Source organism: Marinifilum breve (assembly GCF_003202155.1).
Classification (GTDB): domain Bacteria; phylum Bacteroidota; class Bacteroidia; order Bacteroidales; family Marinifilaceae; genus Marinifilum; species Marinifilum breve.
In genome coordinates this window covers 52,233-69,105 of record NZ_QFLI01000013.1, presented here as the reverse complement: position 1 = coordinate 69,105, position 16,873 = coordinate 52,233, and the positions used below count along the sequence as shown (strand labels likewise).

11 protein-coding genes, 2 tRNA genes and 1 riboswitch are annotated in these 16,873 nt (G+C 37.3%); of the genes, 2 read left to right on the top strand and 11 right to left on the bottom strand.

The genetic code is table 11. The annotated features are described in order from the left end of the window. Position 1: 1 nt before the first annotated feature. From DF185_RS21065 to mutS, 5 genes are all read right to left on the bottom strand, one after another. Positions 2–1,477, bottom strand: coding sequence for a PepSY domain-containing protein (locus DF185_RS21065; protein ID WP_110363390.1), 1,476 nt, complete (start codon positions 1,475–1,477; stop codon positions 2–4). 2 nt (positions 1,478–1,479) lie between these two features. After that, complete coding sequence (locus tag DF185_RS21060) at positions 1,480–3,663, bottom strand: TonB-dependent receptor (protein ID WP_110363388.1); 2,184 nt, start codon at positions 3,661–3,663, stop codon at positions 1,480–1,482. A 115-nt stretch (positions 3,664–3,778) separates the two neighbouring features. After that, positions 3,779–3,996: riboswitch (cobalamin riboswitch) on the bottom strand. Positions 3,997–4,086: 90 nt separating this feature from the next. Continuing rightward, positions 4,087–4,173, bottom strand: a tRNA-Leu gene (locus tag DF185_RS21055). 16 nt (positions 4,174–4,189) lie between these two features. Then, positions 4,190–4,262, bottom strand: a tRNA-Gly gene (locus DF185_RS21050). Positions 4,263–4,738: 476 nt separating this feature from the next. Next, entirely contained in the window at positions 4,739–7,354 is a 2,616-nt protein-coding gene (gene mutS, locus DF185_RS21045; protein ID WP_207784718.1) for a DNA mismatch repair protein MutS, read from the bottom strand. A gap of 184 nt (positions 7,355–7,538) precedes the next feature. Here mutS and DF185_RS21040 point away from each other — a divergent pair, with 184 nt between their 5' ends. After that, positions 7,539–8,873: a saccharopine dehydrogenase C-terminal domain-containing protein gene (locus tag DF185_RS21040; protein ID WP_110363386.1), complete on the top strand. Its 1,335-nt coding sequence runs from the start codon at positions 7,539–7,541 to the stop codon at positions 8,871–8,873. Positions 8,874–8,979: 106 nt separating this feature from the next. Then, the gene (locus tag DF185_RS21035) at positions 8,980–9,723 is read left to right on the top strand and encodes a hypothetical protein (RefSeq protein WP_110363384.1); all 744 of its coding nucleotides are present in this window, start codon (positions 8,980–8,982) and stop codon (positions 9,721–9,723) included. A gap of 154 nt (positions 9,724–9,877) precedes the next feature. Here the strand turns inward: DF185_RS21035 and DF185_RS21030 are convergent, their stop codons facing one another. The 6 genes from DF185_RS21030 to secDF all read right to left on the bottom strand — a co-directional run bounded on the left by DF185_RS21030 (position 9,878) and on the right by secDF (position 16,850). Beyond that, positions 9,878–10,597, bottom strand: a complete 720-nt coding sequence (locus DF185_RS21030; RefSeq protein WP_110363382.1) for a tRNA1(Val) (adenine(37)-N6)-methyltransferase — start codon at positions 10,595–10,597, stop codon at positions 9,878–9,880. Positions 10,598–10,649: 52 nt separating this feature from the next. Then, on the bottom strand, positions 10,650–11,417 hold the full coding sequence (locus DF185_RS21025) for a TIGR02757 family protein (RefSeq protein WP_110363380.1): 768 nt from the start codon (positions 11,415–11,417) through the stop codon (positions 10,650–10,652). Between the two features lie 5 nt (positions 11,418–11,422). Next, a complete protein-coding gene (locus DF185_RS21020; RefSeq protein ID WP_110363378.1) occupies positions 11,423–12,076 on the bottom strand; it encodes an ABC transporter ATP-binding protein in 654 nt (217 codons plus the stop codon). 10 nt (positions 12,077–12,086) lie between these two features. Continuing rightward, positions 12,087–13,022: a calcium/sodium antiporter gene (locus tag DF185_RS21015; protein ID WP_110363376.1), complete on the bottom strand. Its 936-nt coding sequence runs from the start codon at positions 13,020–13,022 to the stop codon at positions 12,087–12,089. 48 nt (positions 13,023–13,070) lie between these two features. Continuing rightward, positions 13,071–13,298 (bottom strand): twin-arginine translocase TatA/TatE family subunit, encoded by a 228-nt coding sequence (tatA, locus tag DF185_RS21010; RefSeq protein ID WP_110363374.1) that lies wholly within the window; start codon positions 13,296–13,298, stop codon positions 13,071–13,073. 570 nt (positions 13,299–13,868) lie between these two features. Further along, on the bottom strand, positions 13,869–16,850 hold the full coding sequence (secDF, locus tag DF185_RS21000) for a protein translocase subunit SecDF (RefSeq protein WP_110363370.1): 2,982 nt from the start codon (positions 16,848–16,850) through the stop codon (positions 13,869–13,871). Positions 16,851–16,873 lie beyond the last annotated feature (23 nt).

The following is a 16,873-nucleotide window of genomic DNA, read 5'->3' as shown; positions in this document are numbered from 1 at the left end:
ATTATTTTTTAGTGTTAATTAGTTTGTTATAATTTCTCCTGAACCATTTAAAAGAAAGCATTAAGCCTGTAATGCTAACCGCTAACCCAACCAATGATAAGAGAATTAAAAGAGTTTTTCTCAGCGTATCATTTTGCTTTAAAATGGCCAAATCCAATGTGTGAAAAAAGCGATACAGCCAGCGGCGTAATCGTGTATTTTTAGTTAATTTTTTAATGCGTTCTCCACTTGCAGGATCAATATACAGCCAGGTATTGGCTTCATCAGCAAGTTCTATTTTATAGGCAAAGGTCGGCAAATAATACATAGCTGATCCAGAATAATAATTGTCGTAATCATTCTGCTCAACTACAGAGAATTTAGTATTCTTAAATTTCTCTTCAGACTTTTGTTTGACATCAGCTAAAGTAAATTGCTTTTGCGGAATCACTCTATCATCTTCTAAAGTATAAACTTTTGATTTTTGATAATCCTTGTAATAAACTCTGAATTGAGGAGTATTTAAAACGGTCTTCCACTCAATTTTGCGAACACCTTCCTTATCATTCAAAGCGTTAAAAATTTCAATTGGCAATGTATTTCTATGACTTGATAAATCTAACTTTTGATTCCATTCAATGTCGATTTTCTCTTCTGAATTCACTCCAACCATCCAATCGGGAACTGAGGCCAATGAAAAAAAGCCACTCAATATGAATGTAAATACAAACAGACCGAAAAAGAAGCCTGTAAGATGATGCCATTTGTACCAAAATTTCTTGTAAGGTGTAATTCCCTTCTTTTTGCGATTGTTCTTACGTAGAAATCCAACATATATTCCAGTTAGACACATGATAATTCCAATAGAAGACAAAATAATCACTACAAGCTTCCAGGTATCCTTTGCCAATCGTAGTTTCTTAAAGTAAATCCAATGTGGAATTGCTCCAAAACGAGCGCTCCATCTGGCTCTTCTGTTGGTTTCCTGAACAATCTCTCCAGTTTTTTCTGAAATGTATAAAACAGTGTGTGCTGGATCGCTCATTTTGCATTTGTACAATGGCAATAAAGGTCGATAATAAGACCATGGCATCCAGTCGTCCAATTCATTTATCTTTTCTATCTTCTTTGCAGGATATCCGTTAAAAGATGAGCTTAGCTTTTTGGCATGATTTTCATCAAAAGAAGCAATTGGCTTTAAACTTATGGCATCATAAGTTTTTTGTGCTTTTCGGCCTGACTTGACTCTATAAACAGGTTTTCCATCACATAGTTCCAATGCCACTTTCCCTTTGAAAGATATGGGAGGAGCTTGTAAATTCTCAAAATCCTGTTTTTTAAACTCGGTAAGATGTAAAAATCGATCTTTGCGAGAAGCATGAGGAAAACCATCGAAAATAAGGACGATTCCTGAGATAAACCAAACCACAAACATCAGGCTCAATAATGAACCTGATATGTTGTGGATTTGAATGAGGTATTTATTTAATCCTTTCAAAACTATTTCGCAAAATTGATTTTAATACCAGCAAAAAATGTACGTCCAGGATTAATGGTTCCATAATGCGAACCATATGGACTATCATCTACATAATCGAAAATGTTATCAACCCCAAGTTGAGCTTCTAAAATGAATGAACCAAAGTTTAAAAACTTGTGATTCGTGGTAAGTTTCCACAAATCGTATCCTTTGGCATTATCTTCTCCATTGTCATATGATTTTTCATCCTGAATACGTCCCAAAATTGTAGCATTAAAGGAATAGTTCTTCCATGAACGATCGTAAGCCAAACGAACATTTCCGTAGTTTTCGGCAACTCCATCTAACTTTTCACCTGTGGTTTCATCTTTGGCATTAACATAGCTGTATCCACCTCCAAGAGTAAAGCCTGCTCCTAATTTTGCGTTCAATAAGAAATCAATCCCTTGAGATTTTGACTCATCAACATTGTAATGCTTGCGTCTTCTTTTGATTTTATTTTCTTTGTCCTCTGGCAATAGATCCACGGTTTCGTATGCGATCAGATCATCAACTTTGTTGATGTATCCAGTAATACTTGCTGAAAGAAAATCATTATGAAACTCTACTCCCAATGAAGAATATCTTGATTTCTGAGGATCCAAATCTTCGTTACCCAAATAAAGGTTTCCTCGTTTTTCGTAAGCGTAATACAATTCTTTTACGGTTGGAGCCTTAAAGCCAAATCCGTAAGTTCCACGAAAGTTAAAATGATTTAGTTTGTACAATAAAGATACTTTAGGCGTAAAAGCACTACCAAATTCATTGTGTTTTACGTAACGGGTTCCTGCTACCAACTGAAGTTTTTCTAGTAATTTAATTTCTTCCTGAGCATATAAGGCAATTGTTTTGGCATCTGCCTTTCCATTTACCAAACGATCTTCCGAAACCATCTTCTCTTTCAGATAATCAGCACCTAAAGTAAGCGTGTTATTTTTAGAAATGACATTTACATACTTCATTCTAAAATTGCTCATTCTTTGATCATTCTGAATTTCCTTATCGCTTTTGGTAAAAGTTTTATAATCTTGATTGTATCTGTAATAGTATCTGTATTGATCAAAGTTATAGTCAACCGATACGTAATCTTTCTTATTTAATAAATACTTTGCCCCTACCTCAAAAGATTTATCGGTATAGAAATAACCATACTTATAAATAGAAGTAGGTCTTTTTACATGCTTTTTGAAAAATGAATTTCCTGCATACATTTCCAATCTCTTAGTAGCACGGAACTTTAAAGTTTGAGCGAATGTAAAGTCATTGTACTCGTACTGAGCTCTTTTATCTGTTTCAACCAACTCATCATCATCTATTTCAAAGGGGCTTAATTTCCATCCATCACTTCTTTTGTGATTAAAATTTCCATTCCATGAGAATTTACCTAAGTTTAGATCAATAGCATTGCTTTGTTGGTAAGTTCTATGCTCACGAATACGACTCGTATTAGAAATATTAACCTTCTGTTTTGATTTTTTAGTAATGATATTCACAACACCCGCAATGGCATCCGATCCGTAAAGTAAAGAAGATGCACCTTTTAAAACTTCAATGCGCTCAACATCATCCGGATTAATTCTGTTTAGGTCGGTATTTCCTCCAACATCTCCATACATGCGTTTGCCATCAACAAGAACGAGAATAAAATCGTTACCCAAACCATTAATGGTCATCATTCCTCCCATGGTTCCTGGATTAAAATCGAATGATGGGCTTACACTCATCATCAACTCATTAAAATCTGAAGCTCCAGAGCTAGCAATGGCTTTTTTACCAATCAATTCAGTTTGAACGGGAGCTGTTTTTAAATGGTGAGCTGTACCTGTTCCGGTTACAACAATTTCTCCCAACTGACTTTTGGATTCCACCATTGCAAAATTTAGAACATTAATACCTTCCTTAAGGGTAATTTTCTGCTTTTGACGGCTATATCCCGAAAAGGATACAACCAAATCGTAATCACCAGGCTTTAAATTCTTAATCTTGTATTCACCTTTGTTGTTGGTTGCTGTTCCTGTAGTAGTGCCTGAGAAATAAACACTAGCACCTGGCATTGCTTGTTGATTGCTTTTTTGGGTTACCACCCCTTTTAGCACAGCATTTTGTGCATTAACGAAAGTCACTGAAATTAGTAGCATAATAGCTACAACATAAATCTTTTGCATAGCAAGATATTAAAACATTAATAACTTCACTTTGCAATCCTTAATAACGACGAGAATAATTCAGAACATTAAAACCAATAAGTCCCAAACACAAACTTCTGTCCCGGAAGCAAAATGTTTAATCACTGTGATGGCAGGTCTTCTGACTTATCCTGATTTTTATGCCTTCCCATCCGTCGAAAGCCGGACAGTGGCTGTAGTATTAAAAATCGCAATTCCTAAATTTCGGAACCAGACTTACAGCAGCGGGAACTGTTGCAGATTTTCACTGCATTCCCTTTTAATCCTATTGCACAAGAAGATGCAACTAGAACCATTACGGTCGCAAAAGTATATATTATTTTTTTACTGGCAAGTGTGCTATTGAGCAGGAAAGTTTATTGCATAAAAAAAGCCGTTTCATTTCTGAAACGGCTTTTACCCTGGTACCCGGGGCGGGACTTGAACCCGCACGGCCGTGAAGCCACTGGATTTTAAGTCCAGCGTGTCTACCAATTCCACCACCCGGGCATCCTTATTGGATTTGAGCGAGAAACGAGACTCGAACTCGCGACCCTAACCTTGGCAAGGTTATGCTCTACCAACTGAGCTATTCTCGCATTTTGCTTTTTAAAAGTGAACCGTTGTTCTCTCAATTGCGATGCAAATATATGCGTATTTTTTTATTCTGCAAAAGAAAAAAAACAATTATCTCATTTTTTTTTGATCCCAATAAAGGCTTTCCGGAAAACATTATTTCTGACTTATTGAAATTCAGACAATAGGCGCCAAAAGCCTTTAAAAATGGGGATCTCACTTTTTTTTATTTTTTTTTAGAAACCTGAGATCAAATAAAAATATTGTCACAGCTTGAACTGATTTTTGTAGAAATATTCTCAAATCACCGAAGGACTATTTCGAGGGGATTTGAGGAAATTTATGCCAAAAGCAGTCAAATTCTATGAAGAAGTCATCTTAATCCAATCAAGATTTTTAAAATTCTTCAAAACATCCCGATATTCTTTCTAATTTTTTAGAGCAAATTTCGAATAAATCTGACTTTCTGTGGCGGATATTTTTAATCGAGCTCCTGTTTTTACAATCCTGAGATCTTTTTTATCTCATTTAATTTGTTCAAAGCTTCAATCGGAGTAAGATTATTTACATCCAAATCCGATATTTCTTCACGAATTTGTTCCAGAACCGGATCATCAAGCTGGAAAAAACTCATTTGATAACCTTCACGCTGTTGTGCAATATCACCAACAGGTTTTGCCAACGACTCACCATTCTTGTTGCCTTCCAACTGAATTAGAATTTCATCAGCACGTTTCACCACCGATTTTGGCATACCAGCCATTCTGGCTACATGAATCCCAAAACTGTGATTTGAACCTCCAGGAACCAATTTTCTTAGGAAAATCACCTTATTATTGACCTCCTTCACCGAAACATTATAATTCTTTACCCTATTAAATGATTTCTCCATCTCATTCAATTCATGATAATGGGTTGCAAATAACGTTTTGGCTTTTGCTTTTGCATTCTCATGAATATACTCCACAATCGACCATGCAATGGAAATACCATCATAAGTACTGGTGCCGCGTCCCAATTCATCCAAAAGAATTAAACTTCGCGATGAAAGGTTGTTCAAAATACTTGCAGCTTCATTCATCTCTACCATAAATGTTGATTCTCCCAAAGAGATATTATCAGAAGCACCTACACGCGTAAATATCTTATCAACATATCCAATTTTTGCTGATTCGGCAGGAACGAAACTACCGATTTGAGCCATCAGAACAATTAATGCAGTTTGTCTCAACAATGCAGACTTACCCGCCATATTAGGCCCCGTAATAATAATCACCTGCTGGCTTTCATTATCAAGATAAACATCATTGGCAATGTACTGCTCATCAATTGGCAATTGCTTTTCGATTACAGGGTGTCTTCCTTGTTTTATATCTATTACCGATGAATCATTAATTTCCGGACAGGAATAATTATTGTCTCTTGCCAAACGCGCAAAGGACAACAAACAATCCAAGCGCCCAATCATTGCTGCATTTAACTGAATGGAAGAAATGTAATCAGCAATACTTAAAACCAATTCATTATATAATCGGGTTTCTAAAGCCAAAATTTTCTCTTCAGCACCAAGTATTTTTTCTTCATACTCTTTTAGTTCCTGTGTAATGTATCGTTCGGCACTAACCAAAGTTTGTTTCCTAATCCACTCTTCAGGAACTTTATCCTTGTGTGTATTTCTTACCTCAATATAGTAACCAAATACATTATTGAATCCTATTTTAAGCGATGGAATTCCTGTTCTCTCACTTTCACGAACCTGCATTTGTACCAGGTAATCTTTACCTGAGAATGCAATTTTACGAAGCTCATCCAATTCTTCCGAAACGCCATCGGCTATTACGCCACCTTTACTTACCATGTTTGGTGGATCAGCTTTTATCTCCTTCTCAATTTTCTCCCGAACACTAATGCAAGGATTCAACTGTTCTCCAATTTTTAGCAAACCTGAATTTCCCGAATTCAAACAGAAACTCTTGATTGGCTCAATGGCTAATAGAGCATTTTTCAATTGAACCACTTCTCGAGGACTTACTCTTGCCACAGCCACTTTGGAAATAATTCTCTCTAAATCTCCAATTTGTCTGATTTCATCTTCTACACTTAAGGCTTCATTGTCCTTTTCGTAGAAATATTTCACTACATCCAAACGAGTATTGATACGCGCCGTATCTTTTAATGGCAAAGCAATCCAACGTTTCAGCAAACGAGAGCCCATTGGACTCAAAGTTTTGTCCATGATCTGAGACAGTGTATGCGCTCCATCGTTTAAAGCACCAAATAACTCAAGGTTTCGAACCGTGAATTTATCCAACCACACATACCTATCTTCCTCAATTCTGGAAAGCTGAGTAACATGTCCAGCCTGACTGTGTTTGGTAATATCCAGATAATGTAAAACCGCACCCGAAGCGATGATTCCACTTCTTAAATTTTGCACTCCAAAACCTTTAAGCGATGTGGTTTCAAAGTGTCTTAACAATCGATCATTGGCAGCACTTTCGGTAAATACCCAATCATCCATAGTAAAAGTGTAGAATTTACCACCAAACAATTCATGGAAGATTTTCTCTTTGCCTTTTTGATACAATACTTCCTTGGGCTGAAAGTTTCCAAGCAATTTGTCGATGTATTCAAAATTTCCTTCGGCAGTTAAAAACTCTCCTGTCGATGCATCTAAAAATGCAATCCCAGCAGATTTCTTCTCCAAATGTACACAAGCCAAAAAGTTATTTTCTCGATGTTCAAGTACATTATCATTATAAGAAACACCAGGAGTTACCAACTCGATAATCCCCCGTTTTACGAGCTTTTTGGTCTTTTTAGGATCTTCCAATTGCTCACAAATGGCAACACGCATTCCTGCTCGCACCAATTTTGGCAAGTAAGTATCTATCGCATGATGTGGAAATCCGGCAAGCTCAACATAGGATGCCGAACCATTAGCACGTTTGGTTAAAGTTATCCCTAAAATCTCCGATGCACGAATCGCATCATTCTCAAATGTCTCGTAAAAATCGCCCACTCTAAATAACAATATTGCATCAGGATGTTTTTCTTTCATCTGATAATATTGTTTCATTAATGGTGTTTCGACAGCTTTCTTCTGTTTTGCCAAGGGAATTCTATTTTGTGTGATTGGTAATCTATTCTTTATCTCGAACAAATATACTCATTCCCAAAGAAAGTAATTGAGAGATTTTATGATTCAACAAAAGAAAAAAAGCCAAAATCTCATGGGATTTCAATATACAATGTTGTAAATTTAAACTGATCGCATCTAAAATTTGACACATAAAATCATGACTAATATTCTTATTATTGGAGCCGGTCTTTCATCAACAGATCTAATACAGTATTTGCTAAAACACTCAGATAAATACAATTGGAAAGTAAGTGTTGGTGACATGTCTCTCGAACTTGCCCAACAGAAAGTTGGAAATCATCCTAACGGATCAGCATTCAGGTTTAATCTAAAAGATTTGGAACAAAGAGCTTCGGAAATTTCTGCAGCCGATATCGTTATCAGTATGGTTCCTGCATCTATGCATATTATTGTTGCTCGCGAATGCTTACAGTATAAAAAACACATGCTCACCCCTTCCTATGTAAGTCAGGAAATGATGGATTTACATGAGGAAGCAAAAGAACTTGGTTTGTGCTTTTTGAATGAATTGGGTGTTGATCCTGGCATTGATCACATGTCAGCAATGCAGGTGATTGATCGTATTAAAGCTGAAGGTGGAGAACTTTTATCTTTTAAATCGTTCTGTGGAGGATTGGTTGCTCCAGCTTGCGACGACAATCCATGGCATTATAAATTCTCGTGGAATCCAAGAAATGTTGTTGTTGCCGGACAAGGAACCGCGCAATTCAAAGAGAACGGACATTATAAATACGTTCCGTACAACAATCTTTTTCACAAGTTAACTAAAACCAAGGTCAACGGATATGGTGAATTCGAAATTTACCCAAATAGAGATTCATTGCAATATTGTGAGTTGTACGATATAGAAGGTATTCCAACCATTATGCGTGGAACCATGAGACGACCTGGCTATGCAGAAGCCTGGAACATTCTGGTTCGTTTGGGTTGCACCGATGACTCTTATGTGATGAAGGATTCACACAAATTATCAAATAAGGATTTTATAAAAAGTTTCCTTCCTGAAAATGGAGCATCTACAAAAGAAAGTCTGGCCAAATTTGTTGATATTGATTCTGAATCACAAATCATGGAGAAATTAAACTGGCTGGGCTTATTCTCTAATGAGGTGATGGAAATTAAAGAAGCTACTCCAGCTTTTTTCCTTCAAAAAATCCTGGAACAAAAATGGGTTTTAGGCGATCAGGACAGAGACCTATTGGTCATGCAACATCAATTTGAATATGAAAATACGGGCATGAAGAAAAGAATCATCTCTTCGATGACCTATGAAGGAAAGGATCGTGAACATACAGCAATGTCCTATACCGTTGGAACTCCTCTGGCCATTGCTACCAAACTATTGGCAACGGGAAAAGTTAACCTGACTGGAGTTCATATCCCTACCATGCCGGAACTTTACGAACCGATTTTAAAAGAATTGGAAGATTTAGGAGTACAATTTATAGAAGAAGAAAGTATTATTCAGTAATCAGTGAACAGCTACCAAATAGGTAGCTGTTTTTTTATTTCTAAGAATGATGATAATCTCGATACTAAAACTTAGTTTTGTTAGCATTCAAGTTTAATCATCTGATATGATCAAGAGAAATACATTACTGATTTTTATAGCAATTTTATTACAAGCCTGTGCAGGATCGAAACCATTCACTGCATATTGGAATGCGAAAACGAATACACAAGCCAACAAATTCTCAGAGAAGGAGGCATTGTATTATCAGCCTGCAGATCAAATTTCAGTAAAAATTTTTAACAACAATGAGTTTATCGATATTTTTCTTGAAACCAATTCCCCGGGAACTCTCAAAAAAATATACAATTTAGGATTAAGCCTTTGGATCGATCCTGATGGTAAATCAAAAAGGGTCTTTGCCATTAATTATCCGTTGCCCGCAGAAATACCTTATACCGACAGTCAATTTAAATCCTACCTGGAAAGATTCAGTAGAGTAGAATTTCAGGAAGAATTAATTGATCGATTTCAGAATTACGAACTGATAGACACCAGAATCAATGAGAGTGTTTTGACCTCTACTACTGTAAAAGAAGAGAAAGTTAAAGTTCAACTAAAAACTGTCAATCAGATCCTGTTTAGCTACCATGTGCAGATTCCAACAAAAGTGTTATATCCCGATTATGCAGAAGCCAAAGAAATTAGCATTGGTATAAATAGCATAAACGTTGCCGATAAACAATACTATTCGGCGATGAGTAGTAAAGAGGTGATTCAAAAAAATCTGGATGAGTTAAGAGTTGGAGCTTACCAAAACAAACATGAGCTGGAAGAATGGTGGGTAAATTTTACCCTTGCTAAAGAGTAAGCTTACAGACAGCATTAATGCTGTCTTTACTGAATCCACAAAATTATTTTCACACTCAGGGATCGCTTTTAAAAATATTAAGTGATCAAACTTTAAACCACGAATTTTTTATTATTGCTGAAAAACAATTCCTCAGCTTTTATACAGGACAGACTTAAAACTTCAAGTAAAACTCTTTAGTCAATTCAATATACTGTGGGGAGTATACATGTCTTTGTCCATTTTCAACGATGAGTTCTTCCTCTAAGGTATTGCTTTCGCTCAACGAAAATTCAAGTAAATATCTTTTTGCTGGCTTTTCCGGATTGGGCAACACACAACACTTTCTTTTCAATGAAAATCCTGTCAGTTTCGCTAGTCTCATGAAGTAGTTTCCTTCTTCAATAGGCAAAACCACCGAAAAAGTTCCTTCAGGATTCAGAAGTTTTTTAGCACCCTCCAACAACTCCTCAAATGGCAAGTGATCCGCATTCCTGGCTTTGGTACGCGATTCCTCTTTTGCATCCAAACCATTCATAAAATAGGGTGGATTGCTCACAATGGCATCATACTTTTCTTCGCTTCGAGTACAAAATTCCTGGAAGGATTCATGAACACCACAAATTCTATTGGCCCAAGGGCAAGCATTGATATTCTCTACAGCTTGCTGATAAGCCGAATCATCTATTTCAACGGCATCGATTCTAACCTCTGAATTGGTTCTTTGTGCCAACATGATAGCGATCAGACCCGTTCCTGTTCCAACATCAAGTATTCGTTTTGATTTTTCAACATTAGTCCATGCCCCCAATAGCACACCATCTGTACCTACCTTCATGGCAGATCCATCCTGATGTATTGTAAATTGCTTGAATTTGAAATAATTGTTAGGCATGTTTCTTTATAATTGTGTGAATGATCAAATAGATAAATGGGCAATATCGGAATCAAAATTTCTCGAATATTCCCAATCCGAAAAGTGCATAATCATACTTTACAGGATCGTTAGAATCAAAGGAGCGAAGACTCTTTGTTATTTCTTCCACCGCTGGCCAATCGCTTTGTTTGCGAGTTAGTAAACCCAATTTTCTTCCCACATTTCCGGTATGAACATCCAATGGCAAGAATAAATCCTTTGCTTCAATTCCTTTCCACAAACCAAAATCAACCTTGCGTTCATCATCGCGAACCATCCATCGCAAATACATATTAATACGTTTTGCAGATGACTTCTTCAGTACATTCGAAATGTGTTTTTGAGTTCGGGCCAAATGTTCTGTTTCAAAAAACACTTCTCGAAAATAAGCAATTGCTGATTTCACATCACCATCCATTTCAAAACCTTTGGTAAAAACACTTTCGAGTCCATCATGTTTCGAGTAAATGTTCTTTAGAGATTTGATGAAGAAAATACAATCATCACCATTAAAGGTTCTGTGCTTAAATTCCCTGAAAACATCCAAATCTGCCTCGCTTGAATTCATCAGAAACTCGTAAGGTTGTTGATTCATGAATTCCATCAATCGCTTTGCATTGCGAATAATGGTAGGTCTTTGTCCCCATGCAATACTTGCACTCAGAAATCCGGCAATTTCAATATCTTCTTTGCGAGAAAATTGTTTTGGAATCAATATCGGATCCGTTTCGATGAATGATTCTCTATTATAGAGATCATACTTTTCTTCCAGGAAATCCTTTAAGTCAGCAAAATTCATATTGCTTATTTTTCGATCAGCCCATCGGAGATTACAATTTTTCGATCCGACATTTCGGCCAACTCCAAATCGTGGGTGACAATTACAAAAGTCTGGTTGAATTTATCTCTTAGCGTAAAGAACAGCTCATGCAATTCTTGTCTTGTTTTAGAATCAAGGTTTCCTGAAGGTTCATCGGCAAGAATCACCAAAGGGTCGTTTATCAATGCCCTGGCAACTGCAACTCTTTGCTTCTCTCCTCCCGATAGTTCAGATGGTTTGTGATCCATTCTGTGTTCCAGATTCAACATTTCCAAAAGCTCCTTGGCTCTTTTAGTAGCTTCACCTTTCGATTTTTTGGCAATGTATGCAGGAATACAAACATTTTCCAAGGCTGTAAACTCAGGCAATAAATGATGAAACTGGAAAACAAATCCAATATTGGAATTGCGAAATGCAGATAAATCCTTTTCGTTTAATGTAGCCACATTGGTTCCATCATAAACAATGGCTCCACTGTCAGGTCTATCAAGGGTACCCAGAATTTGAAGCAAAGTGGTTTTACCAGCACCACTGGCACCTACTACCGATACAATCTCTCCCTTTTGAATGGTAAGATCAACTCCCTTAAGGACATTTACTTCGCCAAAACTCTTTTTGATTTGTTCTGCACTAATCATAGCTCATCAATTATTTTACGAAAACCAAATATACATAAAATAAGTAGGATGCAAGTAATAAAATGCCTTTCCAACGATGTAGTTTTCCTTTTTTCAAAGGCAAAATCAACAAGAACAACAGTACCGATACTGCAAGCATATACAACGCATCGAATGAAATAATTTCAGCACTTACTCGTATGTTCTTAATAATGGATGTTACGCCTAATACGCCTAGAATATTAAAGATATTTGATCCAATGATATTCCCTATGGAAATATCCATCTCCTTTTTATAAGCCGCTACAGCCGAGGTAGCCAATTCAGGAACCGATGTTCCAAAGGCTACAATGGTTAATCCTATAACGCGTTCGCTTACTCCAAAATCAATGGCAATACTTTTTGCGCTACCCACCAACAGGTTGGCTCCAAAATACAAACCGAGCGATGATGCTGCTATTAATAATACCGCAACCGGAATAGATTGTTTGGCAGGTTTTGCCTCTTCTGAAAGGTTTCTGTTTTCTCTTCTCGAGTTCCATATGGTCCATACCATAAAGCAAATCAACAGTACAACAAATACAATTCCCTCTATGGTTTGAAGCTTACCGTTTAAAGCAAAAATATAGAACAGAAGCGATGCGCCCATCATCACAGGCCAATCGAATTTTATGGAATTGCTACGAACCGGCAATGGCAATAAAACAGCAGTAAAACCAAGTACCAAGGCTATGTTGGAGATATTCGATCCAACAACATTTCCTATAGAAATATCAGGACTACCGCTAAGAGCTGCGTCTAAACTAACAAAAAGTTCAGGAGCCGAAGTACCAAAAGATACCACGGTAACTCCAACCACCAAGGTTGAAATTTTAAAATGCGATGCAAGGGCAACTCCCCCTTTTACAAGAAGATCACCACTATACAATAGGATTATAAATCCTAGTAATAAATAGATATAGTCCATTGATATGAAGAAATTTATCCGGGAAGGATAAGAAAGGCATTTGCCTGTTTAAAGCTTTTTATTGATATCATCCTTAAAATCCTTGATGTTATCAAGAATATCGGTTTCATCTTTTATTTCCTTTTTGATATCGTCGGCCGCTCGTTTGAATTCCTTCATTCCTTTACCAAGGCCTTGGGCCAATTCAGGAATTTTTTTCGATCCAAAAAGTAGAAGAATTACAACCAGAACGATAACAATTTCCGCTCCACTAATAAATAAAAGTATGCTTTCCATCTGATGAATATTTTTCACAAATATACCTAAGAAATTTCAAATTAATACGATAGTTGTTCATACTTGTATGCGAAAGTATTATTTAAAAACCTTTTTAAGCTCCAGATAGGTTCCGTGCATAAATCGAATCATTCCGAAACAAATTATAACTGTTCCGTTACAACAATCAGAACTTGCGAACACAATTCCTCTACCTGCGTTCGCCAAGTGGATCCTTCCGTATGCTAAATGAATAGTTCCGAACAAATTTTCAGCATTACTTTTTATGTGCGGAAGCACATCTGTGCGTGCGGAAGAGGTACCTGGGTGTGCGGAAGAACCAAAACTGCGTGCGGAACAACTTCCTGTGTGTGCGGATAGGCCACCGCTGTGTTCGGAAGGATCACCTTCGCGTGCGGAAGACAAAAAAGCGCGTGCGCAAGGGGTACCTGGGTGTGCGGAAAGGGTATTCCAGCGTGCGGAAACCATTTCTTTGCGTGCGGAAGCAATTCCTAATCGTGCGGAGCAATATCCTAAAACAAAAATCCCCCGAACCAAAAGGCCGGGGGATGAAATTTATTGAAAGTTCAATTATTTTCTTCTTTTGTCTACTACTTTCTGAACACGTAAGCTTGTGTCGTAAGCAATAGGAGATGCAATAAATAGTGATGAGTAAGTACCAACTAATACACCAACTAACAATGCAAATGTAAATCCTTGGATTGAAGTACCACCGAAGATAAAGATTGCCAACAATACAACGAAAGTAGAAAGTGAAGTACTAAATGTACGACGCAATGTACTGTTCAATGCTCTGTTTACAGTTTCTTCACGATCGCGCTTAGGATATAATCCCAAGTACTCACGAATACGGTCGAATACTACCACGGTATCGTTAATAGAGTAACCAACTACCGTAAGGATTGCTGCAATAAATGCCTGGTCGATCTCTAATGAGAATGGCAATAAACCATATCCAACAGAGAAGATACCCAATACGATAATCGAGTCGTGAGCCAATGCTGCAACAGCACCTAAACCATACTGCCAGTTCGAGAAACGAACCATGATGTAAAGGAAAATCACGATCAATGCACCTAAGATAGACCACAATGCAGAAGTACGAATATCATCAGCAATAGTAGGACCTACTTTCTGAGACATTTTACGGTTGTTTTCCAAGAAATCAGCCTTAGTTGTTCCATCTGCCAAATAGGTTTTCAAACCAGTGTAAAGTAGATCTTCAACTTCGTCGTCAACCTCAGTACCTGATTCTTCAATCTTGTATTTTGTAGAAATCTTAACCTGGTTAGCACCACCAAAAGTTTTTACTTCCGGAGCGTGACCATATACAGTTTCCAATGATTTAGCTACGTCTTCAACACCTACAGCCTGATCGAATGCTACAACATAAGTTCTACCTCCTTTGAAGTCGATACCTTGGTTCAAACCTTTTGTAGAAAGTGATACAACACTTAATACAATAGCAGCACCAGAAATTACGTAGAATACTTTTCTCTTTTGAAGGAAAGTAACAGCAGCATTTCTTAACCAGTTATCAGTAAACTTAGTTGCAAAAGTAACATTACGGTTACGAGCAGTTTGTGCTTCAAAAATTAATCTTGTAATAAAGATTGCAGCAAACAATGATGAGAAGATACCGATTACCAATGTAGTTGCAAAACCTTTAATTGGACCTTCACCGAATAAGTAAAGAATGATACCAGTTAATAAGGTAGTGATGTTACCATCGATAATTGCAGAGTATGCATTCTTGTAACCATCAGAGATTGCAAGACCTAATCCTTTACCTGCTTTCAACTCTTCCTGAATACGCTCATAGATCAGTACGTTCGCATCAACCGACATACCGATTGTTAATACGATACCCGCAATACCAGGTAAAGTAAGAACAGCACCTAATGAAGCCAACACACCAAAGATGAAGAACAAGTTCGTGATCAATGCAATGTTAGCTGCTAAACCAGCACCTTTACTGTAGAAGAAGAACATGTAAACCAATACCAACACGAAAGCAATGATAAATGAGTACATCCCTTTTTGGATTGACTCTTTACCAAGAGATGGACCAACAACTTCGTCGGCAATAATATGAGCTGGAGCGGGAAGTTTACCTGACTTCAAGATGTTTGCCAAGTCTTTTGCTTCAGCAACAGTAAAGTTACCGCTAATGCTTGACTGACCACCTTTAATTTCACCTAATACGTTTGGTGCAGAATATACATATCCGTCCAATACAATTGCAATTGCACGGTTCACATTATCTTTGGTTAAACGAGCCCATGTTTTAGCACCTTCACCACTCATACTCATCGACACTTCATACTCTGCAGTATTTTGGTCAACTTGCTCACGTGCTGAAGTAACTGCATCACCATCCAATGGCGCTTTTCCATCGCGGCTTGTTACTTTAATAGCAAATAATTCGAATACATTACCTGCTTCATCGATAGGCTTAACACCCCAGAAGAACTTCAAGTTACGAGGTAATACTGATTTAATAGCAGGCATTGCCAATACACCATTCACCTCAGCAGTATCTTTAACGTGAGCCATACCCACAACTGATTTTGAAGATCCACCTTGTTGAGTTGGGTTTAAGATTGAGAATAATGGATACATTTTAGCCATTGCTTTTGCATCTTGCGATGTAGCCAATGAATCTTGAGCACCTTCTTCTTCAATTTTATCTAAAAGAGCAACGTCTTCATCTTTTGCTTCTTCTTTTACCTCTTCGGTAGCAGCAGTTTCTTCAACATCACCTGCATTGTTAATTTCTGCAAGTTTTGTATTGGCTGCATTTAAGTACTGCATTACTTCAGGAGCAGAGTAAGTTTCCCAAAACTCAAGACTTGCAGTTCCTTGAAGAAGCTTACGTACACGAGCAGCGTCTTTAATACCTGGAAGTTCGATGATGATACGACCCGATACATCAGCTTTTTGGATATTTGGCTGAGCAACACCGAAACGGTCGATACGAGAACGAAGAATGTTGTAAGTATTATCAATCGCTCCGTCAGTTTCTTCCTTGATTACCTTTAACACCTCTGCGTTTGAAGCTCCAAAAGGAATCTTGTCTTTCATCTCAAGAGTACCGAAGATATCAGGAGATGATAACTGAGCGTTAGGATCGATTTGCTCGAATGCTTGTCCGAACAACTCAACGAATCCTTTACCACTGTTTGCCTGCATTTGTTTTGCTTTGGCAATGGCAGCATTAAAAGTTTCATCCTTGCTGTTGTTAGCCATCGCTTTGATGATATCAACAACAGAAACTTCCATTGTAACGTTCATACCTCCCTTAAGGTCTAGCCCTAAGTTCATTTCCAACTCCTTACACTCTTTGTAAGTGTAATTCTTCAACCATAAGAAATTGTAAACACCTTCTCCTCTGATTGAGTCAAGGTAGGTTTGTTCTTTCTTAATGTCGCCAGCTCCAAACTCTCGAGCTTCCTTTTCAACTTTTTTCGTTACGTAAGTAAAAGTCAATTGATACAAACTCACTAACGCAAAGACAATAGCGAGTAGACGAATCGCTCCTTTATTTCGCATGTGTTTAGGTTTATTAAATTCTT

What these genes read in the sequence shown, in the direction of transcription:
- DF185_RS21060 (WP_110363388.1), bottom strand. Translation starts at nt 3,663, where the DNA reads ATGCAAAAGATTTATGTTGTAGCTATTATGCTACTAATTTCAGTGACT.
- DF185_RS21040 (WP_110363386.1), top strand. Translation starts at nt 7,539, where the DNA reads ATGACTAATATTCTTATTATTGGAGCCGGTCTTTCATCAACAGATCTA.
- DF185_RS21035 (WP_110363384.1), top strand. Translation starts at nt 8,980, where the DNA reads ATGATCAAGAGAAATACATTACTGATTTTTATAGCAATTTTATTACAA.
- DF185_RS21030 (WP_110363382.1), bottom strand. Translation starts at nt 10,597, where the DNA reads ATGCCTAACAATTATTTCAAATTCAAGCAATTTACAATACATCAGGAT.
- DF185_RS21025 (WP_110363380.1), bottom strand. Translation starts at nt 11,417, where the DNA reads ATGAATTTTGCTGACTTAAAGGATTTCCTGGAAGAAAAGTATGATCTC.
- DF185_RS21020 (WP_110363378.1), bottom strand. Translation starts at nt 12,076, where the DNA reads ATGATTAGTGCAGAACAAATCAAAAAGAGTTTTGGCGAAGTAAATGTC.
- DF185_RS21015 (WP_110363376.1), bottom strand. Translation starts at nt 13,022, where the DNA reads ATGGACTATATCTATTTATTACTAGGATTTATAATCCTATTGTATAGT.
- tatA (WP_110363374.1), bottom strand. Translation starts at nt 13,298, where the DNA reads ATGGAAAGCATACTTTTATTTATTAGTGGAGCGGAAATTGTTATCGTT.
- secDF (WP_110363370.1), bottom strand. Translation starts at nt 16,850, where the DNA reads ATGCGAAATAAAGGAGCGATTCGTCTACTCGCTATTGTCTTTGCGTTA.